At 38.5% G+C, this 24,993-nt stretch carries 23 protein-coding genes; 7 read left to right on the top strand and 16 right to left on the bottom strand.

What is annotated here, in order from left to right; translation table 11 throughout:
• Nucleotides 1-4 precede the first annotated feature (4 nt).
• The 5 genes from JKG61_RS01195 to JKG61_RS01175 are packed head-to-tail and all read left to right on the top strand — an operon-like array spanning nucleotide 5 to nucleotide 7,491.
• A complete protein-coding gene (locus JKG61_RS01195) occupies nucleotides 5-1,549 on the top strand; it encodes a PKD-like family lipoprotein (protein ID WP_202101169.1) in 1,545 nt (514 codons plus the stop codon).
• An 11-nt stretch (nucleotides 1,550-1,560) separates the two neighbouring features.
• Entirely contained in the window at nucleotides 1,561-2,493 is a 933-nt protein-coding gene (locus JKG61_RS01190) for an ABC transporter ATP-binding protein (RefSeq protein ID WP_237249334.1), read from the top strand.
• Nucleotides 2,494-2,526: 33 nt separating this feature from the next.
• Entirely contained in the window at nucleotides 2,527-4,821 is a 2,295-nt protein-coding gene (locus JKG61_RS01185) for a Gldg family protein (RefSeq protein WP_202101168.1), read from the top strand.
• Between the two features lies 1 nt (nucleotide 4,822).
• Nucleotides 4,823-6,148, top strand: coding sequence for a MutS-related protein (locus JKG61_RS01180; protein WP_202101167.1), 1,326 nt, complete (start codon nucleotides 4,823-4,825; stop codon nucleotides 6,146-6,148).
• A gap of 11 nt (nucleotides 6,149-6,159) precedes the next feature.
• Nucleotides 6,160-7,491, top strand: a complete 1,332-nt coding sequence (locus JKG61_RS01175; RefSeq protein ID WP_202101166.1) for a MutS-related protein — start codon at nucleotides 6,160-6,162, stop codon at nucleotides 7,489-7,491.
• A gap of 58 nt (nucleotides 7,492-7,549) precedes the next feature.
• Here JKG61_RS01175 and JKG61_RS01170 read toward each other — a convergent pair whose 3' ends face one another.
• Together JKG61_RS01170 and JKG61_RS01165 are read right to left on the bottom strand one after the other, a co-directional pair.
• Nucleotides 7,550-8,119 (bottom strand): Crp/Fnr family transcriptional regulator, encoded by a 570-nt coding sequence (locus JKG61_RS01170; RefSeq protein WP_202101165.1) that lies wholly within the window; start codon nucleotides 8,117-8,119, stop codon nucleotides 7,550-7,552.
• Between the two features lie 108 nt (nucleotides 8,120-8,227).
• On the bottom strand, nucleotides 8,228-9,403 hold the full coding sequence (locus tag JKG61_RS01165; protein ID WP_202101164.1) for an MFS transporter: 1,176 nt from the start codon (nucleotides 9,401-9,403) through the stop codon (nucleotides 8,228-8,230).
• Between the two features lie 414 nt (nucleotides 9,404-9,817).
• Here JKG61_RS01165 and JKG61_RS01160 point away from each other — a divergent pair, with 414 nt between their 5' ends.
• The gene (locus JKG61_RS01160; RefSeq protein WP_202101163.1) at nucleotides 9,818-11,188 is read left to right on the top strand and encodes an NAD(P)-binding domain-containing protein; all 1,371 of its coding nucleotides are present in this window, start codon (nucleotides 9,818-9,820) and stop codon (nucleotides 11,186-11,188) included.
• 79 nt (nucleotides 11,189-11,267) lie between these two features.
• On the opposite strand, the gene JKG61_RS01155 is transcribed toward JKG61_RS01160, so the two are convergent.
• The 8 genes from JKG61_RS01155 to JKG61_RS01120 form a co-directional block, all read right to left on the bottom strand.
• A complete protein-coding gene (locus JKG61_RS01155; RefSeq protein ID WP_202101162.1) occupies nucleotides 11,268-11,606 on the bottom strand; it encodes an O-antigen ligase family protein in 339 nt (112 codons plus the stop codon).
• Nucleotides 11,607-12,116: 510 nt separating this feature from the next.
• Nucleotides 12,117-14,909, bottom strand: a complete 2,793-nt coding sequence (locus tag JKG61_RS01150; protein ID WP_202101161.1) for a carboxypeptidase-like regulatory domain-containing protein — start codon at nucleotides 14,907-14,909, stop codon at nucleotides 12,117-12,119.
• Entirely contained in the window at nucleotides 14,906-16,048 is a 1,143-nt protein-coding gene (locus tag JKG61_RS01145; RefSeq protein WP_202101160.1) for a hypothetical protein, read from the bottom strand. Before JKG61_RS01145 ends, JKG61_RS01150 begins: the two co-directional genes overlap by 4 nt.
• A complete protein-coding gene (locus JKG61_RS01140; protein WP_202101159.1) occupies nucleotides 16,045-16,443 on the bottom strand; it encodes a hypothetical protein in 399 nt (132 codons plus the stop codon). Before JKG61_RS01140 ends, JKG61_RS01145 begins: the two co-directional genes overlap by 4 nt.
• Before the next feature lie 42 nt (nucleotides 16,444-16,485).
• A complete protein-coding gene (locus JKG61_RS01135) occupies nucleotides 16,486-16,875 on the bottom strand; it encodes a hypothetical protein (protein ID WP_202101158.1) in 390 nt (129 codons plus the stop codon).
• Between the two features lie 63 nt (nucleotides 16,876-16,938).
• On the bottom strand, nucleotides 16,939-17,883 hold the full coding sequence (locus JKG61_RS01130; RefSeq protein WP_202101157.1) for a hypothetical protein: 945 nt from the start codon (nucleotides 17,881-17,883) through the stop codon (nucleotides 16,939-16,941).
• A gap of 135 nt (nucleotides 17,884-18,018) precedes the next feature.
• On the bottom strand, nucleotides 18,019-18,414 hold the full coding sequence (locus JKG61_RS01125) for a hypothetical protein (RefSeq protein ID WP_202101156.1): 396 nt from the start codon (nucleotides 18,412-18,414) through the stop codon (nucleotides 18,019-18,021).
• On the bottom strand, nucleotides 18,415-18,654 hold the full coding sequence (locus JKG61_RS01120) for a hypothetical protein (RefSeq protein ID WP_202101155.1): 240 nt from the start codon (nucleotides 18,652-18,654) through the stop codon (nucleotides 18,415-18,417). It abuts the gene before it with no gap.
• A 235-nt stretch (nucleotides 18,655-18,889) separates the two neighbouring features.
• Here JKG61_RS01120 and JKG61_RS01115 point away from each other — a divergent pair, with 235 nt between their 5' ends.
• Nucleotides 18,890-19,114 (top strand): hypothetical protein, encoded by a 225-nt coding sequence (locus tag JKG61_RS01115; RefSeq protein WP_202101154.1) that lies wholly within the window; start codon nucleotides 18,890-18,892, stop codon nucleotides 19,112-19,114.
• Nucleotides 19,115-19,141: 27 nt separating this feature from the next.
• Here JKG61_RS01115 and JKG61_RS01110 read toward each other — a convergent pair whose 3' ends face one another.
• From JKG61_RS01110 to JKG61_RS01085, 6 genes are all read right to left on the bottom strand, one after another.
• Nucleotides 19,142-19,873, bottom strand: a complete 732-nt coding sequence (locus JKG61_RS01110; RefSeq protein WP_202101153.1) for a YggS family pyridoxal phosphate-dependent enzyme — start codon at nucleotides 19,871-19,873, stop codon at nucleotides 19,142-19,144.
• A 143-nt stretch (nucleotides 19,874-20,016) separates the two neighbouring features.
• On the bottom strand, nucleotides 20,017-20,271 hold the full coding sequence (locus JKG61_RS01105) for a hypothetical protein (RefSeq protein ID WP_202101152.1): 255 nt from the start codon (nucleotides 20,269-20,271) through the stop codon (nucleotides 20,017-20,019).
• 213 nt (nucleotides 20,272-20,484) lie between these two features.
• On the bottom strand, nucleotides 20,485-20,955 hold the full coding sequence (locus JKG61_RS01100; RefSeq protein WP_202101151.1) for a hypothetical protein: 471 nt from the start codon (nucleotides 20,953-20,955) through the stop codon (nucleotides 20,485-20,487).
• A 264-nt stretch (nucleotides 20,956-21,219) separates the two neighbouring features.
• Nucleotides 21,220-22,377, bottom strand: coding sequence for a diaminopimelate decarboxylase (gene lysA / locus JKG61_RS01095; protein ID WP_202101150.1), 1,158 nt, complete (start codon nucleotides 22,375-22,377; stop codon nucleotides 21,220-21,222).
• A 17-nt stretch (nucleotides 22,378-22,394) separates the two neighbouring features.
• Complete coding sequence (locus tag JKG61_RS01090) at nucleotides 22,395-23,711, bottom strand: aspartate kinase (RefSeq protein ID WP_202101149.1); 1,317 nt, start codon at nucleotides 23,709-23,711, stop codon at nucleotides 22,395-22,397.
• Nucleotides 23,712-23,988: 277 nt separating this feature from the next.
• Nucleotides 23,989-24,936: a D-2-hydroxyacid dehydrogenase gene (locus JKG61_RS01085; RefSeq protein WP_202101148.1), complete on the bottom strand. Its 948-nt coding sequence runs from the start codon at nucleotides 24,934-24,936 to the stop codon at nucleotides 23,989-23,991.
• Nucleotides 24,937-24,993: the final 57 nt, after the last annotated feature.

Raw genomic sequence — 24,993 nt, 5'->3', positions numbered from 1 at the left:
AACAATGAGAACATATCATATCTTATATATACAACTGCTGCTCATATGCAGCTTGTTGACAGCCTGCTTCAAGGACAAAGGCAGCTATGAGTACATCGACTACAATGAAATCACCATCTCCAGCATAACTGGAAAGACCACCATTAGCTTGGGTGAAGCTTTGGATCTAAAACCACAATTGAAATGGAAATCGCCGAACAAGGATACCTTAAACTTCAACTTTGAATGGGTATTTGAGAATAAAGTTGTATCGAACAAACGTAATATAGACTATACACCTACCCAAGTGGGCGGACACTGGTATTATCTATTTGTGAAAGATAATAACGACAACATTGTTTACAGAAAAGAGATATTTCTAACCATAAACTCGGCTTACAATGCTGGCTGGGTCATTCTTTCCGAAAAGAACAACAACTCTTCCCTCAGCTACATCAGAAGAGAAAAATACAAAGATGAAGACAAGAAAGATAAACTCCGCTGGGTCCCTTTTGTAGATATTTACCAACAGCTACATCCAGATGCTCCTCTCGGTAATAACCCATCTAAGATAGTAACCAAGATATTCCCCACGGATGAGGGCGATGAACTGCTGATCATACAAGGGAATAAACAGAGTGTATTTTTGAGTGGCAGTGATTTTTCAAAAATCAGCTATTTGGCCGATGAATTTAAAGGCGGACAGATTCCTGACAACCAAGACATAAAAGACTACCACTTTTATAAAACAACGGCCCATGTAGTACTTTCCGATGGCAGTATTTACTGGAAAAGATACCAATCCAACTCGAATGTCATCCACACAGGGACATTCTTTTCTTCGCCGCTTCGAACTGACGATATCATCAAAACCCATCAATTTGTTGAAGCTAAATCCTACGAGACAAGAATGCTGCCTCTATTTGACTACAAACAGAATCGACTGGTACACATTAATATGTCCAATTCAGTCAGTCTCAGCAACGGTCGTTTTATGGAAAACGCTTATCGGACAACTCTTCCTTCCGATTTTATTAAACTGGATGAAATGGCTGAAGTAGATTATATATACGGCGCGGAATATGCAAAGGGAGAATCTTTTATGAACTTGCTGCGACACAAGGCCAGCAATGAATATATCATCCAGGAATATAACATCTTTGGCGTAACCAGCCCTTTAAACATTAGTGAGATAAAACAGTACAAGCTTCCCAATCCGGGGATAATAACTGAAACGTCTATATTCTACCGTATGCGTAAAAGCTCGTATATGTTTATATCCAGTGGTTCTAAAGTTTACTTTTATGATTTTAACACGACGAGCTTTAAACTTTACTACGACTTTGGAAGCCCTATTGTCGATTTAAAAAGTGGAGGTGACGAGAGCGAATTTGCAGTAGCATCCGCAGATGGTACTCTCTACATCTGTTCTCCAAAAGACCCTATACTGGCACTTCCAATACCTGGTAGCGAAGGAATAATGTCAAAAATAGAAAATTTAGGGAGGGTAGTTTCAATCGCATTTAAATACGGTGATGATACCGCTCACTATTTTGACCAATACAATTAGAAATAGATAAAATGACAATCGAACACCCAATCCTCAGCGTAAACAATCTTTCCCATAAATATCAAATACAGTGGGCTGTTAAAGATATTGACTTTGAAATCACCCGTAAAGGTATCTACGGTCTATTGGGAGCCAATGGAGCTGGAAAATCCACTATTATGAATATCATGAGTGGTGTTTTGAACCAAAGCCATGGTGAGGTATTTATAAAAGGAATCAATATCAAAGAACAGCCTATAGAAGCCAAAAAGAAGATCGGCTTTTTACCACAGAAACCTCCTCTGCTCTTAGAAATGACCGTAGAGGAGTTTCTTATCCATGCAGCCCGACTACGCTTGATGGATCGTAGAGCGATTCCTGAGGCAGTGGATATCGTTTTGGAAAAATGTGCTTTAACACATTTCAAAAGACGGGTATTGAGTAACCTATCCGGAGGATACCAACAGCGTGTTGGAATTGCTCAAGCCATTATTCACAACCCAGAGATCGTGATATTCGACGAACCGACTAATGGACTTGATCCTAATCAAATACTTGAAGTAAGAAAATTGATTAAAAGTATAGCGGAAGAGAGAACAGTCATCTTATCGACCCACATACTTCAAGAAGTGCAGGCTCTATGTGATCAGATATGGATGATCCACGAAGGAACTATGGTTTTTACAGGTTCGTTGCACGATTTTGATACCCACCTCTCCCCTAGCGTACTCAAAGTAATCCTAAAAGGGCTCCCCAGTACGTCCGAGTTAGAAGATATCCCTGGAATACTCAGCGCATGCCATATGGAAAAAGCAGAGTATCACCTAGAATATGACCTTAACGAAGAGACACTGGAACGTCTCGTCGAGAAAAGTATGGAGAAAGGCTGGAGATTAATTGAAATCGTAAGAGAAAAAAAATCGCTTGAAAACGTATTTGCCACATTATCCCAACATAAAAAATAACCGTACTCCATAGATATAAACAAAGAAAATTACATGAAAAATGCGATTAATATAGTAAAAGCAGAGATAAAGCTTTTATTCTACTCTCCTGTTGCCTGGTTGATCCTCCTCATATTTAGTTTACAATGTACTTTAACTTTCACAGAGTCCTACAGTGACCATCTAAGAAACTTCTTTAACAATGGGAGTGTTTACAAAGCCACACACATTATTTTCACAACTAGAAGTGCACTTTTTTCTGTTATGCAACAGTATCTCTATTTATATATTCCATTATTAACCATGGGTATCTTCAGTAGAGAGATCAATAGTGGATCGATCAAACTTCTTTTTTCTTCACCGATCAAAACTATAGATATCATCCTAGGCAAGTATATGGCTCTACTCCTATTTTCCCTGGTGCTGTTGATAATACCGATCTTACTTGTCCTATTTGGTGGAATTACCATTGACAACATGGATTGGGGATCTATTATCGCTGCGTTATTGGGTATTTTTCTATTGATGGCCACCTATTGTGCGATAGGTTTATTTATGTCTTCGCTAACATCCTACACCGTAGTCGCTGCGATAGGTACGATGGCCATATTTGCCTTTTTAAGCTATATCCAGGGCGTAGGGCAAGAATTGGAATGGGTGAGAGATATCACGTATTGGCTGTCGATATCAGGCAGAGCCAGTACGTTTGTTTCCGGAATGATCACTACAGAAGATGTTCTTTATTTCTTGTTACTTATCTCCGCATTTTTATCCTTTTTGTACATCAGGATGAATGCACAACGAAAGCATGTTTCATTGGCAAAAAAAACAGGTCAATATGTACTGGTCGTAGTGTTTGTTTTAACTTTTGGTGTCTTGTCATCTCTCCCTTCTTTCAAAAAATATGCAGACCTGACTGCTACAAAATCCAACACGTTGCTAAAGGGGAGTCAAAAAGTTGTGAGTTCCTTACAAGAGAAAGTACAGATTACGACCTATGTAAATATGCTTAACGACGACTATGTCTGGTTCTTACCTAACCAGCAAAAGTACGACATGGATAAGTTTGCCAGTTATGTCCGGTTCAAACCTGATATAAAAATGAAATATGTATACTATTTCGCGGAGCCGGAAAAATCAGAGCTATACGAGCGATTCCAGCATTTAGGCCCTGAGAAGGCCAAAGACAGCATCGTAAAACTCAATGATTTTAAGTTTCCAATTCTTAGTGTAAATGATATTGCTAAGGATATTGATCTAAAAGGTGAGAAATACCGAACGGTCAGACTCTTAGAAACTGAAAGTGGCAAGAAAACATTTCTTCGATTTTTCGACGATATGCAACGGTTCCCTTCCGAAGCGGAGATATCTGCGGCATTGAAAAGACTATCTATAGAACAACTCCCCACTGTCGCATTTGTGAATGGCCATAACGAAAGGGATGTCTCTGCGATCAACGACAGAGGTTACAACCGCTTTACAGAGGCCAAAACTTTTCGCTACTCGCTGATCAATCAAGGCTTTAATTTCAAGTCGATATCTTTAGACCAACCTATATCAGAGGACGTAAAAATACTTATTATCGCAGAGCCAAGACAAGAATTATCTCCACAGCATTTATTGCACATCAATGATTATATCAACAAAGGAGGAAATATGATTATTGCAACAGACCCAGGAGTGCAGCAATATACTAATCCTATCTTAGCTTCGCTGGGCTTAGAGATCCAAGAAGGTTTATTAGTTCAACCAGACAGTCTTTTTTCTCCAGACTTATTACTCATGAAACTCTCCCCTGGAGCCGGAGACATAAACTACTATTTCTCAGCAATAGAAAAACGAGAATTACAACTGCCATTGTCGGGTGCCAGTCCTATAATTACGAAGTCCAAAACAGACTTTAATATTATCCCCCTATTTAAAACAGATTCACTGAATAGCTGGGTCGAGCTGCAGACTACTAATTTCATTGATGATTCAGTAACGTTCGATCCCCTATCCGAATCCAAAGGAGCCTATGCCACCGCTTTAGCATTACGACGTAATATATCCGGAGACAAGGAGCAAAAGATACTGGTGACTTCTGATGCTGACTGGTTGAGCAATTTTGAACTTAATTCGAGTAGAGAGGGAATAAAATCAGCAAGTTTTAGTCTTTTAACGGGTGCTTTCCATTGGTTTACAGACAGCGAACTACCTATAGACATGCGTTCCATCCCCTATAAAGACAAAACATTTTCCATAAGTAAGGAAATCTGGCAAATAGCAAAGATTTTCCTTATCTGGGGAACAGCATTGCTTCTCTTGCTCAGCGGTTCCATTCTTTTATTAAGAAGGAGGGGTAGATAAGATGGCACTATTTATTGATCAACAGACTCTAGATGATCTTATCATTTTTTCAAAAGGAAAAAATGCCTCAATATGTAGCTTTTTTAATCAAACAGTGACAAGAGGTGGAGAAGAGCAACTTATCACAATGCTTCAATATCCAATGAACCATAAGGAAGAGATACAGGAGCGTGTGGACATTTTACGCTTATTGATGAGCATACCGACATTAGAGTTTCCATTTACGTCCCTTGATTTCAGTGATATTGAACAATACCTGTCCGAAACGGACAGCCGAAGTCAGATTCAAAATTCGAAAAAAAGCTTAAAAGAAAAATTGCGCTATCTACTAAAAGTAGATGCGCAGATTTTACATACAAAAAATGGTATCGCCGCGTTACAAAGAGTCATACAAGCATTCGTCATATTTGCAGCTAATATACCTGCAGCTAAGAAAACTGATTCGTGGAACAAATTTGAACAAAGCGCATTAAAAATAACAGAAACCACTCTTTGGAAAGATTTTTTAGATACAGAGAAAAGTGTTCAAATAACGGATAAGAATATTCATAAGATAGATCAGCGCTGTCGTTTCGATGACAAGGAGGTCATTTTAGGATTTATGAAAGCAACGTACGAACTAGATGCTCTTATAGCCGTGGCACAGGTTGCTCTGAACAAAAATCTTACTCTGCCACTCATCTTAGAGGACAGTGACGATACCGAACTGGACATCGATGGGCTTTATCACCCATTGGTACCTAATGCCGTGCCAAACAAACTATCATTAGGTCATGAAGAACATATCTTATTCTTAACTGGAGCAAATATGGCCGGTAAATCAACTTTTATGAAAAGCTTAGGTATCAGTTTATATCTGGCGCATTTAGGTTTTCCAATACCAGCCAAACACATGAGATTTAAGGTCAAGGATGGATTGTTCACAACCATCAATCTTTCTGACAATATCAGCTCTGGGTATAGTCATTTTTATGCAGAAGTACTCCGCGTAAAAAGAGTAGCTGTAGAACTGGGCAACAAGAAGAAATTATATGTGTTTTTTGATGAATTGTTCAGAGGCACGAATGTTAAAGATGCCTATGATGGTACTTTAGAGCTATTAAAATCATTTGCTCATAAAACTGATAGTTTTTTTCTCATATCGACACATATTACTGAAGTTGCTGAAGAACTTTCTCATCTAAACAATATCCATTTTGCCTACCTCCCCACGATATTGGAAAATGACAAACCCGTATATACTTATACCTTAGAAAAAGGAGTCAGCGAAGATAGGCATGGTATGGTCATCATAGAGAATGAAAAGATATTAGAAATATTAGCTTAGATAACATTTAAATGAAAAAATTTCATACGGACAATCAAACGCTTGAAGACCTGAATGTATTTGGCAAGTTTAAAAAAGGGTCCCTCTTTCAGTTATACAATAGAACCCAAACGACACGAGGTGAAAAACTACTGGAGCGTTGGTTGAAAGAACCTTTTACAGAAATTGCACCAATTCGGGATAGGCAAGCGCTAATCAAAGAACTAGCGGCGTATCCTCATGATTTTCCAATCAATCTGGAAAATTTAAAAAAAGCAGACATATACTTACGACAACCCATAGCTACAAACTACGTAAGCAGTCTAGGGAACTTATCATTAAAGAAGTTAAAGCAGCTGATAGGTATAGATAGCGAATGGGAAATATTTTCCTCCAGTCTTAAGGCTACCCTGTCGATACTCAAAGACTTGCATACTTTTATCACAGAACTGAATAAGCAAGAGAATAAAGATACTTACCGACAAGCTTACCAACGTATCGAATACATTTCTAAACAACTGGACAGTGCCGAGATCAAAGCACTATTCTCCCTAGACATGGCAGATTCTATTAAAGATATAAGCTCTATTCATTATACCCTTAGCAAAATGTCTAACGATGGATTGAAACCTGTGATCGAACTGATTGATGAACTCGATGTCGTCTTTGGAATCAGAGAAGTGATGAAGGAACGAAAACTATGCTTTGCCGATTTCACTGTAGACTACAAATCTCTTTATAAAGTTGAGAAGTTACGACATCCTGCTTTGAAAGATGCGGTAAGTAATAATCTTACTCTTTCCGATGATAGTACGGTGCTTTTTCTAACAGGAGCAAATATGGCTGGTAAGTCGACCTTCATGAAAGCCGTTGCCTCTTCGCTCTACCTGAGCCATGTAGGGCTTCCCATAGCAGCCCATTCACTAACTCTTACGCTCAAAGAAGGCCTTTTTACCTCCATTAATGTCCCAGACAATCTTTCAAAAGGATACAGTCACTTCTACGCAGAAGTCAAGAGGGTTAAAATGATAGCCGAGGAAGTTGCCGCTCAAAAAAAACTACTGGTTATTTTCGATGAGCTGTTTAAGGGGACCAATGTCAAAGACGCATTAGAGGCTACAACAGCAGTATCCAGCGCCTTTGCAAGTCATAATTCCAGCAATTTTATTATATCAACACATATTATAGAAGCTGCTGACATACTCCGCGTACAACATCCCAACATGCAGTTTAAATTCTTACCAACAGTGATGAAAGATAACCGTCCAACCTATACTTACACCATCGAAGAAGGTGTAAGTAGTGACAAACACGGACTTCTTATCTTGAAGAATGAAGGTGTTTTTGAATTGATAGAAAAGTGAGATAATTCTTTCCCTTGGATCTTAGATAGATTCAAGGGAATATAGTTTCAATTAAAACCTATAACTTCGATTTCAGTCGGCTTAATGTTTCTTGAGACATATTCAAATAAGAAGCTACCATTTTATTGGAAAGCCTACGTACTACCGTCGGATTTTCGGCCAACAGCAATCGATACCTTTCCGTAGCATCCTGCGTCAAGAATGACATCAATCTATTGGTGTTATTCACGTAAGCCATTTCTAGATAAATACGATAAAACTTTCCCCATTGCGGGATTGTCTCCAACAAATAGAAAAAGTTTTTATGTGTAATATAAAACACCTCAGAAGATTCGACCGCTTGAATAAGCTCTTCTGAGGGATCGGATGTAATAAAACTCACTAAAGCGGTAGCAAACTGGTTTTCAAACGCAAAATAACGGGTCGACTCTTGCCCTTCATTATTGATAAAAAAAATCCGTACACAACCTTTATTTACAAAAAATGTTCGCTGACTGGCTTCTCCATGTGAGAGCAATACTTCATCTTTTTTAAGTTTTATTAATCTAAAATAAGATAATATGGTATTCAGCTCTTCATCTGTTACTGTTATTTTATCGCTAATGTACGCTGCTAGTGATGCTGTCATGGATGTTGTCGATCTATATCAAACAAATCTACTAATAAAAACACGCTTAAGGACGTCAATTATCAAACGCTCTACCATAGAACGCCCATTTTTAAATTTACAGTTCGCTTACTTTTTATTGTACATCAGCAATAGGATGGACAACAAACAACTAAGTCCTCCAAACAGATACACTGTTTGATAGTCAAACCAGCCTGCAATCAGCCCAGCTATGGGGCCAGCAAGACCTAATGATAAGTCTACAAAAGCAACATAAGCTCCCAATGCTGTTCCTCGCATCTGTGGTTCGACACGCTGTAGCGCCAATACGCCCAAAGCTGGAAAAACAAGTGAAAAGCCGATACCTGTCAAACCGCAACCAATAATAGCAGCCAATTCCGTAGTAGCCGTCCAGATCAATACCTGCCCTATTAACTCCACCACTAGGGATATCATGGCTATTTTATAACCTCCAAATCGATCTGGGAAATTAGCAAAAAAGACACGAGTAAGCACATAGCAAGCGCCAAAAGTTAAAAATGCATACGAAGAACCACCCCAGTCGTTGTGCGTAAAAAACAGCGCTATAAAAGAGGCAATGCAGCCAAATGCTATAGAAGAAAAGGCCAAGCTCATACCTTCGCCTGACACGGCACCTATAACTTTATAAAATGGCATTCTAGCAGTCGTCGTCTCGATCTGCAGGCCCGGAAGGCGCAACGTAACCAACCAGCTCACTATTGGCAACAAGATGATTAACGAGAAAACCCAGGTTAAATCGTAGTTCTTATCCATATATATACTTAGAGGCGCTCCTAGAGCAATCCCTGCATACATCGCTATACCGTTCCACGTCATCACCTTACCGGAGTTGGCAGCTCCAACAAGGCCGATGCCCCATGTCAGCGCACCTGTAATAAGAAAGCTTTCTCCCACACCATGTACAATACGTGCTACAATAAGGAATCCCAGAGCTATCATAGGATATGCTATCAGTGAAACCGCAGACACGTAAGCTACTCCGGCTATGATAGCTAAAAATACACCCAGCATCTTACTTTTCTTAGCACCTCTGGTATCGGTCATTTTACCAGAATAAGCACGCGTCAATAAGGTGGACAAAAACTGCAAACCGATAACAATCCCGACTATAACACTATCAAACCCCAGCGTATTTTGAACAAATCCAGGAATAACACCAAGTACTATACCTATCGTCAGATAGACACAAAACACAGAAATAATGATTGGAACAATAGCCTGATAAAAACCCAAGTTGCGTTCCTTTTGTAAAACATGACTCATATAACTTACATTTTAATTTTTATTTGTGCGCAAAGGTATATAGGCACCTACAGACAGGCATTGACCTAAGTCAAAAAAACAAATTTAATAAGGAACGTTGCTCTTTCTAGCCCCCCTGCCCCATACTAAATTTGCGTAATTGCTTAATTTTCCGTATATTGTGCTTTTTGAAGGAAAAACAACCCTGTAAAAGATAGTGTTGTACAATAGTATTCAACAAGTTTACCGTTTGGTAAAACCTAATTTTTCCTTTCTATTTGGCTTAGCCATCTATTAAGAAATTTTTCGAAATTTCTTCTATTGCGTCCTGATTTTATTTAGGATGGTCTTGAATCTAAAGATTCGTTTTCGTAAAGAACTGAACACAGTTGTCCGTTATAGGGCGACTTAAATTTTTATTATTAATAGTATTATATGACAAATTTTAAAGTTGGTATTATTGGCGCTGGTCCCAGTGGATTGGCTATGCTACGAGCATTTGAATCGGAACAGAAAAAAGGTAATCCCATCCCAGAAATTAAATGTTATGAAAAGCAAGATAATTGGGGCGGTATGTGGAACTACACCTGGCGTACCGGTGTAGGAAAATATGGAGAACCCCTTCACGGAAGTATGTACAAATATTTATGGTCCAATGGTCCTAAAGAATGCTTAGAATTTGCGGACTATACATTTTCCGAACACTTTGGACAGCCCATATCGTCGTATCCACCACGCGAGGTCCTCTTTGATTATATACAGGGGAGAATCAACCAAAGTAATGCCCGTGACTATATACAATTTAACACCGTAGCTAGATGGGTAGATTATCTAGAAGACAAGCAACAATTCCGCGTCATCTTCGACAGCCTAAAAGACAATCGTACTTTTGAAGAGTATTTTGACTACTTAGTTGTCGGCACGGGGCACTTCTCCACACCAAATTTTCCTTATTTCAAGGGGATTGAGGATTTTCCAGGAGCAGTAATGCATGCGCACGATTTTAGAGGAGCGGATCAATTCAAAGATCAACGCTTACTGCTTATAGGCAGCAGCTATTCGGCTGAAGATATTGGTGTACAATGTTATAAGCATGGAAGCCAATCGGTAACAATAGCCTATAGAAGCAATCCGATCGGTTGTAACTGGCCTGAAGGGATTAAAGAAAAATCGCTTGTAACTCATTTTGAAGGATCTAAAGCTTTCTTCAAAGATGGTTCTTCTGAAGAATTTGATGCTGTAATCCTATGCACAGGCTATCAGCATAAGTTTCCTTTCTTGCCGGACAACATGAGACTAAAAACAAAAAATCGTCTCTATCCTGATGATTTATATAAAGGAGTGGTGTTTAATCATAACGAGCGTTTACTCTATCTGGGTATGCAAGACCAGTATTATACATTTAATATGTTCGATACACAGGCCTGGTTTGCACGTGACTATATGTTAGGTCGGATTGCAATTCCAGAAAAAGAAAACCGTACTAAAGACATCAAAAAATGGATGGATTATGAAGAAAGTACAAAAACAGGATCTGATCATGTTGATTTCCAAACGGACTACATTAAAGATCTTATAAGCTTGACCGATTATCCCGATTTTAATGTAGATAAAGTAGCTGATATGTTCAAAAGCTGGCTTAAAGACAAAGAGAACAACATTCTAAACTATCGGGATCAGGTATATAGATCGGTAATGGATGGAACCCACGCTATACCTCACCATACTCCCTGGATGGACGAAATGGATGATAGCTTAGAGAAATACCTCGAAGAAAGTATAGACGAAAAAGCAGAAGCTATCTAATAGTGCTTTTATAACCAGAAGAGGTCAGTTATTTAACTGACCTCTTCTGGTTATAAAACTACTTTATGGAATACGATATTTACAAAAACAGCCCACTAATGTGAACTATCAATAATAGTATTATAGATAGGACTATAAAAACGAACATGGTCAAGATCAATATTCCCCCTTCAATAAAGATTTGTAAAAAGTCGTTGAATGCAAATCTGACATCTCCCGCTAATCTGTTAAATTTCTCCCCATCTTCTACCTTCGTGCCGAGGTATTCTTTTTGATAATGCATATGCTCTTGAGAAAATCTGCCCAATCCAATACCTGTCATCCAGTGATCCTTCATTATGGTAGAAGAAACGTTCCAAATGAGTATCCTTCCATTTGATGAATCAATTTTTACATAATACAATAAAAAAATGTACATCCCAATGTAAAAAGAGTTATTTTTTTTAAAACACCGATCCTGTTTGTGTTACCAAAAAAAACTATTAATGGTAACGTTATCCCACAAAACAAACCAATCCAAGCAGATCTTGACATTAAAACAGCTATCAAAAATGTACCTACCCCTAAAAGGACTACCCCCAATAGCCCCTGCACATATCGTTTACCTGCAAATTTCTTTATAGTGTAAACCACCACCCATGGAATCGAGATTGCTAAATATATGGCATGAGGCCCCGGATTAAAAAACAGACCAGTTGATCCAAGTTCTGGATAATATGACAATGAAAATCCAAAAAATGAAAAGCAAACCGTTCTTTACGACGTAACAACACAATAGACAAAACAGATAAGGCGACTACCGTAGTCAAATAAAATCATATCTCCTTTGAGACAACTGTAGGATTCGGAAATTTGTTTAGTACTACCAAAGAATTGCCGAGCAGCATAAAAAATCCAATACGTATTGACCAATCCATAAATCACAAATTTATAGTCCAAATTTCCGGGGGTAATAAGCCAGTGAAAGTTGGAAAAACTGTCTTAGGCTATTGCGATGACCCGTAGTGAGTTCAACGGTACCATTACGAACATACATTCCTTTGTTTTGTTTCAAAATATCATATAGAGCTAACTTGGCTTCCAAATTATTCCCTTTGGTGAATCGATGCGATACATTTGCATTCCAGATAGCCAAGTCATCACGAAACTTATTAGAATTAATAAAACGACCATTTATATCCGATCCTATTTTCATCTTTTTTGTCAACGCACAAGCCATGCCGAATGCGGTGTAGTATTCAACAGAAGAAAAGGAATAGTTCGCAGCCGTTAGGTTTCTACTGTCGTACTGGTTATAACCTCCTTTCAAACTCAGCTGATACTTAGAGCCATTGGTATAATAAGTAATGAAGTTGATATCTTGGCTCATAGGCGCTAACTTTTGCAATTCCTCATCGATGTATTGGTAGTTTTTTGACCGGTAGGACGAGGCATTGATTTCAATGGTAAATGTTTGGTCTTTTTTGATGACAAAAGGTTTGGAAACATTAACACTTGTATTGAAGTCATACATGTCTTGCGCCATATTTACCGAAAATACTTGCTGTTGACCGGGAGCAAAGACAATACTATCACGTATTCCAGAGCTAAGGGTATTGTACATCGCATTTATGTTTACGCGTAGGGCATAGGTCTTATGCTCTTCAAATTGCAGGCGCCCCATCCATGTCTGCTTTTCCGTTTTGGAAAGATTGGGATTGCCAAAATAGCGGTAAGCCGGGTTTATGTCGTCATAGATAGGCTGCAATTGATCGATGGTCGGGAAGTCCTCGCTGCGTTGGAAGCCCAATGTTGAGGTAAAAAAGTACGTCCCGTACCTATTTTTACGGTATTCCACTTCCAGTTTTGGAAGATGTGACACAAACCTCTGTTTGATATTCCGATACCCCAATGATGAACTGTTGGTGCGGTTCAGTAATCTGAGTGCCAATGATGGGTTGAAAGCCAAATATTCCGAGAGTCTGCCTGTATAATCTCTCTCAAAAATACGGTAGCTGTACTCTATCTTAGGAGTATACAATGATTGCTTAAGCTTTGAAGCGTGGGTCAAGGCGGTATTATTCATTTCGGTATTACCATCTATATCGCTGACTTTTTGATCGGTATCCGAATAATTGAAGTCTACAGCGTTGATAATCTTGAACCTGTCTTTGCGATTGGCTACAGTGAAGATCAACTGTTGCTTGTTCATCCGATAGTCATTGTTGTATGATCTGTCAATATACTGATCCGCATCCGGATTCAATCTGTTTTCAATTTGTGCATTGCTGTTTTGTTGGGAGTCGTTTTCATTCAGGCTGGCCCTCCAATCCAATCCATACTTCAGTCTGTCCAAAACACGTTGCTTTTTGTTTCTTTCTTGTATATAGCCAAGATTTTTAACTCCCCAGTTGGCTGAAAATGTGAAAGTAACTGACTGCCTTTTCTGGTACTGCTGTTCTTGTCGGATACTACGGGATTGGTTGTTGCTATAGTCATAATCGGTCTCCGATGAACTTTGGCCATCCTGTTCCGAGGTCAATAGGCTTAGTGTACTTTTTATTCGCGTATGTCTGCCATTTATTTCTTGGGTAAGCTCATACTTGATATCCCCTTGAATAGCTTGATTATTTGTGACGTCTAAACTATGGTAGCTCCTTTGATTGGTATGTTCCCCATTGTTTCCAGATACAAGGGTATTTGACGTGTTGGTCATGTCTTCCCTATCCCAATTGCTGAACACATTTGCTGTGATGATATTTTTAAGGTCGGTCTCCTTCGTGGCCAAAAAGTCGTGTTGGTATCTTGCCGCAAGAACATGTTGGCGATTGATACCGGGACGACTGAAATCAGAATGGTAGTCTGCATTGATACCCACACCTTTATAGGTAGTGTTTTTGAGCAGTTGATCCAGACTGTTCAGGTTTTTGTTGGCATTGTTGTTTGCATAAGCAAGACTTGACTGTGTTCTTTTATCGGCGTAATTTAGATTTAGGTAGTTCTCATACCTTTTGTCAGTACCGGCACCCACGGTAATATTACCAAAAAGCATTTTTTCTTTCTCCCCTTTGAGCACTACATTCATCTCATAACTTGCATCCAGTGGTTTTTCCCGCTGCTCTTGCTTGGTTCTGTTGTCATACACTTGCACCTTTTGCACCGCATCTTTTGCTATGTTCCGCAGACCAATGGACTTATCCGATCCGAAAAATTCCTTGCCATTGATCAAGATAGAAGGCACTTCTTTTCCGTTATAGGTAATTTTGCCATCACCCCATACGATTATACCCGGCAACTTGTGGATCAGGTCTTCTACCACAGCATTGGTGTCCAACTGAAAGGCATCGGCGTTAAACTCGATGGTGTCACCTTTCATCCGTACAGGAGGGAGCATGGTCACTTCCTCTATTTCATTTATCTGCCGTTCTAAATGCAACCTACCAAAATCAAGCTGTTGGTCTTTATCAAGCGAAAATTCCTTAATCAGTTTTTGGTAACCCTGATAGCTAAACTCCGCTCGATACATCATGTTGTGGTTCAGTTGGTCTACAGTAAATTTCCCAAAAAGGTCTGTCAATGTCACTTTTTGAACCGCCCCTACCCCCTCCTGATAAATCGATACGGTAGCATTTCGCAATGCCCTATTGCTCAGCGTATCGACTACGCTCCCATAAATTTTTGTTTGGGATAATGTAGGGTGCACAAACATGAAAAACAGTAAACAGCCTATAAGAAATCTCATATTTTCAATTTAAAACGCAGCAATATGATGTTATACTGTTTTAATAAATCTTGATATTCTTTACGCATAGTATGGTTTTCCTCTTCGCACGTATTCCTCGAATACTGCACAGAGTAAGAATGCATAAAGGTATATAGGTATTCACCATCGGTCAAGACTGGAAAGTTGGAAAAAACCTCCATATAGTCATTGGATTGATCGGGAATAATATTGGCGAAGCTGATGAAATCTTTGGTGAATAGATCAAGTCCATAAAAATTATAAAGACCTGCCTTAAAGATCAGGTAATTACCACAACGTAACACATGGTCGAATGCGTGTATTTTTTCTTCCTGTTTAATGATTTTTTTAGCCCAGTCTGTATACGAATTGTAAACTACTGAAGTATCCACGAGATTATGTTGCGGAAAGATAAAATCGTAAACCTTATTGATTTTAGATTCTTCCAATTCGAAGATTTTGTAATGATTGTCGGGCAAAAAATAGCTCAACCCATTTGGAGTGGATACTGGAGAAAAATAAGTATCCTTATCAAAGAAAAACTGTGCTCTGTCATTACTATAACCGATAACGACATTGTTATTCAATGCCAGCGCGATGGTTGGGTTGTCCAAACTATCATACCGCATATACTTCCAGACCAAGTTCCCGACCTGTACGGAATCGGTGCCATAGCGAAATTGCTCCTCCAGCAGCAAAATGTTCTCTCCTTTGTTGTCCATTTTGACCTTATAATTCGTCATGGACAATACAAAGCAATCGCCCCAAACCCGCATATCATGAACGCCTTCGCTATTAGGTAGCCCTGATATTTTGGCAATATCTACCATCTTGATCAATCTCCCCTCGGTAGAGTAGATATAAAATTTCTTGCTATCATTGGGAAGTATACCGATTGAATTGCCAATCATACCTGTCTTAAAGACCGAATTAACGACGTCCCTGCTATTCTTTGTTTCCAATGGAGTATAGGAAAGCTCGACAAACCATTCGCTTACTGTACCTCCCAATGCATGATCAATTACAATACGATGCTGTTCGACAGGAATATCGGGAGAATAGATGAGACCCTGTGCTTTTACTTCCAAAAATGGAACCCACAAAAGGATAAAGATTAAATAAGAGGTAGACAGTTTCATCTTATGTAGTTTGCAAATACATAATTCAAGTAGGATCTGCTCAAATTGGAAAGATTTTTATCCGGTATAAACACCATTCTCAGGGGTTTGTCCTGTTCCGCTAAAAAATAATAGGGCAACAATTCCTTGTCAATCCCGATAATAACACTACTTTCTTCTTTCATGCCATACACACTTAGTTTGTCCTTATACTTTTCTCTTATAATCTTAAACTCGTTCACGTTACTTGCAGAAACAAGCAGTATTACGCTCTCTTGTTCCTTTTTATGTAACTTAGACAGCAACAAAATATCTTGGCTTAAACAAATATTACAGGACTTAGTGTCGTATTTAAGTATCAATAGTTTTTCTCGTCTCTTTGCACAAAAGAGATCTTTAAAAGAAATCAAGTTCATATTGATGTCCAACAATATTGCTTAGCCAGAACTGAAGAAAAATCAAAATTGCTGCCCTACATTATCCGGATCGTAAGGAACCCTATTAAACTCGATTTCCTTCCAGTCCTTATACTTAAAATCTTTACTCACAATCAAATAATAGCTCCATCGCCAAAAATATAATGGATTCATCCTATACAGTTGGTACATTTCGGTATTTTCACTTTTAGGATTTTTGGCTTTAATAGCCTCGGCATATCCTTCTTTTTCAACAAGTCCTGAGAAATAATTAAAATCTTCTACCACGGTCCAAGATGCATCTCCATTCGAATAACGTAATTTTCCATCATCAAGCCCTGCCAACAGACCGAGGTTAAAGATAGGTATGTTTGAAATCAGCACAATTGTTATCCCTATAACAATTCCTATTTTTTTTGTTCTCCTTTCCATTGTTGCCATGATTTTAATTACACAGTTTCCGCAAAAGACAATCTCCAATAGGTGTTAATCCTGTTATCTTAATAAAAGGTTTCCAATAGCAATTTTTTCGCTCAAAATATTTTCTTCCCACTGCTCTTTGGAAATATCATATCGGTGGTATTTGGGAGATCCATTCTTTGGATTATCAAAATAATAGTAGAAATCATAGGAACCACCTACTACACCAATTTTCGGAACGTATACAAAACGCCCAACCCCCATATGCATGCTTGGACCATCTATCACATCGTAATGACCGAAAGTCCATAACTTAAATCCTTTTTTTCCATTCCAATCGATTGATCCGGAAGTATAATATCCATACATATGCCTATCATTATATACCTTGTACGTATTTTCCTGCCAAGGCATAGGCGAGTAACTCTCATCAGGGATCAACTCCGGATAATGTGCAATCATGTCTTTTAGTGAAAAAAATGACCTTTCCACATTGATGGTATTTATTGGTGTGTTGATTGCCCTCGGATATTCTTCAATCTTGAAGAATTGAAAGAAGGTATGATCATTCACAAAATAGTGTCCATTTATCTTTTTAACCAGCTTAAAATAATAGCCGTTTTCCAAATGCGCTCCTCGTCTTACCTTATCGATTTGTTCAGATAATCCAGAATGATTGATATCTAATGCACTCGTTTCCTCTATGGATAATTTTCTCCAAACATTGTTCTCATTTCTAAAGTCCGGAAGACAGGCAATGAGGAGCAATGTTCTATCGTTAATCCATACATTAACCAATTCAATTTCACTTTTCTGCTCATAGAGTGGTTCCATATCTAACACAACAGTATTTACATTATATTGATTCGCAAGGGAATCAAAATCAATTAATGCTTTCTGCGAAAATGTTGCGCTGATGCTGAGTAATAGAAACAAGGCACTCCCCAACAAGTGTTTAGAAGGGAGATCGGTTACCACATTCGCTACCCATAGATTGGTTTTGTCTAATACCTCTTTCATATCCATTTAATACGATTTCAATTTATCTCAGATATCCTTTTTCATTTCGAAAACTTTATAATTATAGATTTTCGGATTGAAATCCAATACATCCTTAGTATGTCCAAAAAAACATTAGCCAGAACTGAAGAGAAATCAAAACTGTTGTCCTATATTATCCGGATCGTAAGGCACCCTATTAGGCTCAATTTCCTTCCAGTCCTTATACTTAAAATCTTTACTCACGATCAAATAATAGCTCCATCGCCAAAAGTATAATGGATTCAGCCTATACAACCGGTACATTTCGGTAGTTCCTTCTTTTGGCGGAGGTGTTCTGGCCGCAATACCGGCTTCAATTCCTTCTTTTTCAATTAACCCAGAAAAATAATTAAATTTCTCTATTCGGGTACAGGAACCATCAGCATTCGAATAACGTAATTTTCCATCATCAAGCCTTGCCAACAGACCGAGGTTAAAGACAGGTATGTTTGAAATCAGCACAATTGTTATCCCTATAACAATTCCTATTTTTTTTGTTCTCCTTTTCATCTAATTGCAGTTTGTACTAGGAGGGAGATTTTCCTTCTCAATTTTATCTTTATGAATTCCAGTATTAGACATACTCTCAGGATGCCGAATAGATCCTATTAAACCTAAGGCACCATCAGGATGCTCCTCTATGATTGCGCAAGCCTGCCGAAGAAGCCGGGATGCATCCGATTGGGGATTACATGAAACAATTAATCCAAAAGCACAGGTCAATAATATGCAAGCTAAGATTCTCGACATATGAATTAAGTTATTTGGCTTTAACAAACTTAAACAAACCTGCTTATATATCCAATCATGGAAACAATGTTTTATTTACCGATCATGTTATCAGATAAATTGCCGGTATGAGATATAGGATTAACTTATAGATCTTCTTCTTTTAAAAAAAAAGAAGAAGACTATTGTAGCGATCAAGTATTATTATACGTTATGAATACAGCTTACTTCGAAAGGGGTAAAAAGTAATCTAAATATGAACAAAACACATGACATGAAAATATTATTATCCGGTATAATTTATTTCATAATTGCATTTTCCTCCCTCTATGCTATAAACCCAGAAGCAGAAGTGTTTGCCATTTTCTCAACTAGCTTTACAGCAACAGTAATAACCCTTTTCTTATTCTGGATCGTTGTATTACTTTCCAAGAAAAGAAAACAAATCGGAAAGATATACCCTAACAAACCAATCGATTGAGATGAAAATATCCTTAAGAAACCTCAGCTAAGCCTTTGTTTCGTCCCAATAATAGCTATCCGCATAGATACGCTGTCCAAAAATAGCAGTTCCTACCCGGACAATCGTCGCTCCTTCTTGAATCGCTGTTTCAAGATCCCCACTCATTCCCATAGACAACTCTCGCATACTTACATTGGGTATATTTTGAGCTATGACTTCCTGTTGTATATCTCTTAACAATCGAAAACAAGGCCTTACTTTTTCGATTTCAGCGCTAAAGAGCCCAATGGTCATAAGTCCCTTAATCTCTATATTACTAAATCGAGATACGGCTCTCACCAACTCTATCGCTTGATCTGGATGAGTTCCAAATTTACTCTCCTCACCCGAAGTATTCACCTGAATCAGCACCTCTATTTTTTTGCCTTCATATACCAGACGCTGTTGAAGTTTTTCGGCAACGTCTAGACGATCGAGCGACTGAATGCAACTAATATCATATTTTAAGATATCTTTTATTTTATTAGACTGGAGATGCCCTATAAAATGATTGGTATGAGGCACCGATTGTAAGGACTTATATTTTTCTTTTATTTCTTGAACTTTATTCTCTGCTATCAGTGTCTGTCCAGCTTCTAGAGCTACCTTAATACGGTCAGCAGGCACTGTTTTCGTTGCTAAAAGTAACTTCACTTCGTTAGGATCACGTCCACTGTCTCTACATGCTACCTCCATCCTATGAAGTATAATATTTAGATTGTTGATTATGTCACTCATCTACATCAAAATTAAAAAACCAGGACTCCTCCCTTTTCTATCTTCCTCATCCACCATGACACAAAGGTAAACTTCAAATCAAAGCCCATTCTACTACAGTTTCACAAAAAAAACATAGTCCAGCACCATAGTTTAAAATCGACCTACCCTTTAGAAGTTTCCACGAGCACCATATAATGTAGTTTTGCAGTCACCGTATCTTCTTCAATAGATGTATCGGTATTAGCAACCAATTCAAACCCTTCGAACCAAGCTTCGATACCATTTTCAACCTCATTTTTCTTAACAAAGTCCTCTTTCTCAAATCCTATATTATAAAAATAAGGACCATCAGCCTCATCTACCACTACCTTAGGAACCGAAACCTTAATAGACACTTTGACTTCTTTTGTATGCATATGTGTATTATTTTTTCTTTAAATGTTCATCCGCCAGTTGGCGGACTCATGGGTGTTTGTACCTCACTAGACATGAGTATTTCATAATTGCAAAGTTACACAACTTGGGTTGGGTATCCCTAAAAATAAAATCACCAGGCAGATAAAAAAAACATACTGCATGCTACAGTATGTTTTTTTCCTCATTAAGCTATATTAATATTTAAAGATATTCTATTTTGATTCATGAACGAACACTTGATTAGCTTCTCCAATCAGCACATTCGGGAATTTTTTATCGTAATCAATAACGATATCACCTACTCCTGCTTGTCCGTCTCCGTTCGAATCCCAATCTATCGTAACATAATATTTAATTGGTTCCCCATCCCTAACCTCAGGCTTTATAAGTTTTTCATGATTTTCAGGCAGATTGAATTTAATCGTAAAAGGCAATGCTGACTGCTCGATTTTCTCTTCCATAATTAAGGTTGCCGGAGCATCAGCTATAAGCTCCGATATCGCATAGAGACTTACCTTTCCTTCGGCTTTCTTTACGGTGCCGTCTCCTACAAACTCTACGGACACTATTTTGCTTTCCTCTTGCCCCTGGGCCTGAGTTTGACTCTCTTTTACTTTAGATGTATTGGAACAACCGGCCAACAGAGCTAGAGACAAAGCTAATACTGAAGTAATTTTTTTCATTTTAATATTTGTTTAATTTCTTATTCTAATCTATCTACATTCCTTATTCTTTTGGGATACACGGTGTCTACCCACGTTAAGATACAATCAAAAACCATATTTGTTTTGAAGTCCTCGTAAGTCATAATATTTTGCATCCAAATTTTGAGTATATAACGGACAAAAGCCGCTTTTCGACACAGTAAAAAAATAAATTTTAAAAATAAAAAAAAACCTCACTGAAAAATCAATGAGGCTACACCTTAATATAGTTGAAGCGAGCTATTAATCAGCGTATAAATATCGTATCTCGTTCCTCAAGTTATAATTGGATGCCATGACTTCCCCATAAGCTCCTGCCGTACGGATGGCAATCAGATCACCACGCTTACTTACCGGTAGCGACACTTCTTTACCAAAACTATCCGAACTTTCACAAATAGGCCCTACTACATCATAATTCAGTACCACCTCGCCTACAGGATCTCCTATACGCTCGATTTTATGATAAGCCTGATACAATGCAGGGCGCATTAATTCTGTCATTCCTGCATCCAGAATCAAAAAGTTCTTTTTCGCACCACTTTTAGTATATAACACACGACTTACCAACGTACCACATTGAGCAACTAGAGCACGTCCCAACTCAAAATGTACCTCTTGTTGTGCATTACGCTCTAAGAACTTATCAAATATATCAAAATAAGCTTCAAAATCGGCAATTGGGTTACCATCAGGATTGTTATAATCCACACCGAGTCCACCTCCTACATTAATAATCCGAATGTAAGTTCCACGTTCTTCAAACCAATTTTTCCACTCATTCACTTTAACACATAAGCTTTTAAACACATTAAGATCGGTAATCTGGGATCCTACATGAAAATGCAATCCTACCAGATCAATATGAGCACAGGTCTTGATTACAGCAGCAGCTTTTTCCAATTCGGAATTGGGCACGCCAAACTTATTCTCATCAAGTCCAGTCGTTATATAATGATGGGTATTAGCATCCACATTAGGATTGATACGTAAAGAGACATTAGCGCGTTCACCATGCTTACCCGCTAATTCATTAATCACTTCCAATTCTTGAATAGATTCTACGTTGAAAGCAAAAATACGATGTTTTAATGCGGTGATAATTTCTTTATCTGATTTACCAACACCGGCAAACGTTATCTTATCTGCAGCAAAACCTGTATCGATAGATCGTTGTACTTCATTACCGCTTACACAGTCCGCTCCAAACCCCATCGATTGGATAATCTCAAGTATTCTACTGTTAAAATTAGCTTTTAATGCGTAGTGTACATGGAATCCACGTTTATCGGCGGCCACTTTTGCTTCGTGCAGAGTCTGTCTCAACAGATTCAAATCGTAGTAATAAAATGGTGTTTCCTGCGCAGAGAAACGATTTAACACGTCGTTATTTTCAAACATTCCTTCTATTCTAAATATTAAAACAATCTATTATGCAAAGACCGTAACGCTTCAGTTTTATGTTTTGAATCCAAAAGTATAGACACATTATAATCAGAGCCCCCGTAAGAGATCATACGAACCGGCAAATGCTTGACCGCATCTAATACGCGTGCAGCATAACCATGTGTATTTGCTCCGAAATCGCCTACCACACAGACAATAGTCTGCCCCTCATCAACGCCTACTTTACCGAAGAGTTCCACCTCTTTGATTATTTCCAAAAGATTACTGGTATCATCTATTGTTAAGGATACGGCCACCTCCGAAGTGGTGATCATATCTATCGGTGTCTTATAGCGTTCAAATATCTCAAATACTTTGCGTAAAAAACCATAAGCCAACAACATTCTTGAAGAATGTATATGAATTGCTGTAATGTTGTCTTTAGCAGCAATAGCACGGATCACTCCTTTTTCGCACCCTGCTTTTGAAATCAATGTTCCATGCGCGTTAGGATCCATAGTATTTAACAGCCTGACCGGCACATTGTACCGCTGTGCAGGAAACACACTCTGCGGGTGCAATATTTTTGCTCCAAAATAGGCTAATTCTGCAGCTTCATCAAAACTAAGATGAGCAATCGGTGTTGTATTCTTTACAATACGAGGGTCGTTATTATGCATCCCATCAATATCTGTCCAGATTTGAATTTCATCAGCACGTATAGCTGCGCCAATCAGAGAAGCAGTATAATCCGAACCTCCTCGGCGGAGATTATCGATCTCACCAAAAGAGTTACGACAAATATAACCTTGAGTGATAAATAATTTATTATCTGGATTCTGCTCTAAAAATGGACCGATCTTTTCTCCTATATAGTCTACAATGGGTTCATTATCTTCATCGATCTTCATAAAATCCAAAGCAGGAAGCAATACAGAAGCAACCCCTATCTCCTCCAAATGAAAATGCCATAGGGTCGTAGACATCAACTCACCCTGTGCCAAAATCACTTTCTCCTCCGTAGGGGTAAACACTTCATTGTTAGCAAAAGCGCCGATTACATGAAAATGATGATCAACAAGTTGCTTACCCTTCTTAAGCCCTTCTTCGGTGGTAAAGAGCTCTTTAATAAGTTCCTCGTACTTATCCTTATGTGTATCGATCAGCTGTTTGGCCAACTGCTTATCTCTATTTAGAAAAGCTTGTCCGATTTCTACTAAAGCATTGGTCGTGCCTGACACTGCAGACAGCACCACAATTTGACGTTCGTTTGGGTCAACGATTTCTAACAACCCTTTGATACGAACTGCACTTCCTACGGAAGTACCACCGAATTTTAGAATTTTCATGGAGTAATTACACTTTTAACTTTATATTATATTTCAAAAGATTCTATATACAGAATCTCAAATTTCTACAAAAACAGAAACACTCTATTTTAGAGCGTGAATATACCCAATTAGCTCGAATATTATGCGAATTTATCATTTTTAGTGCTAAAAAAATAAAAATATCATAATATCAGGCACTAACTTATAATCACACCGGTGGGCGCTACATGAAAAAAAAAGCGGCACAGATACCTTTCAGGTGTGTGCCGCATAATATCATTTATTTGCGGAAATATTACTTCTTCAGCGCCTCAATCAATAACTGAGCTAACTCTTCTCCAATACGCTCTTGAGCTTCATTCGTTGCAGCTCCGATATGTGGAGTCAAAGATATTTTAGAATGTGTCAGCAGTGCTTCACGTGGAGTAGGCTCGTTTTCAAAAACGTCCAACCCTGCGAAAGCTACCTTTCCGGAATTCAATGCTTCCACAAGTTCCAACTCATCGATCACGCCCCCACGGGATGCATTGACCAAACCAACACCGTCTTTGAGCAGTCCAAATTCCTCCTTACCTATTACAGCTTTATCCAAAAAAGGAACGTGCAGAGATATGAAGTCGGAGATGCCAAATAATTCATTCAACTCTACCTGACGCACGGGAATATCCACCTTTATTCCTCCAGATAGATTTAGTATCAGAGAAGTAGGCCCATCAAACAAATCGTAATAAACAACATCCATCCCCATCCCCAGTGCAATCTGTGCAGTAGCTCTTCCAATACGCCCAAAGCCTACCACACCCAACGTCTTTCCTTTCAATTCTGTTCCGGCTGCATATGTCTTTTTAAGCCCTGCAAAATTGGTCGCTCCTTCTACTGGCATCTTTCGGTTTGAATCAAACAAAAAACGAACCCCGTTCAACAAATGTGCGAAAACCAGCTCCGCAACAGAATGTGATGAAGCAGCAGGTGTATTTACGACAGTAATTCCTTTAGAACGTGCGTAGTCTACATCAATATTATCCATCCCAACCCCTCCTCTACCAATAACTTTAATATTCGGGCAGGCGTCTAAAAGCTCCTTCCTCAACTTTGTTGCGCTACGTACAGTTACTGCATCATAGGCATTAAGCTTATGGATCAACTCGTCCTGCGGAATATGCACCGTATCGACAACGAATCCGGCATCCTCTAATATTTTTTTACCAATGGGATCTATCCCATCGTTTGCTAAAATTTTCATTATTTGCTTTTTTGTGATCTGGTTATCGAGTTATCATATGGTCTAGTTATCATGTCA

Origin of the sequence: Sphingobacterium faecale, assembly GCF_016746095.1 — a bacterium.
Lineage (GTDB): Bacteria > Bacteroidota > Bacteroidia > Sphingobacteriales > Sphingobacteriaceae > Sphingobacterium > Sphingobacterium faecale.
This window is presented reverse-complemented; position numbering and strand designations above follow the sequence as displayed.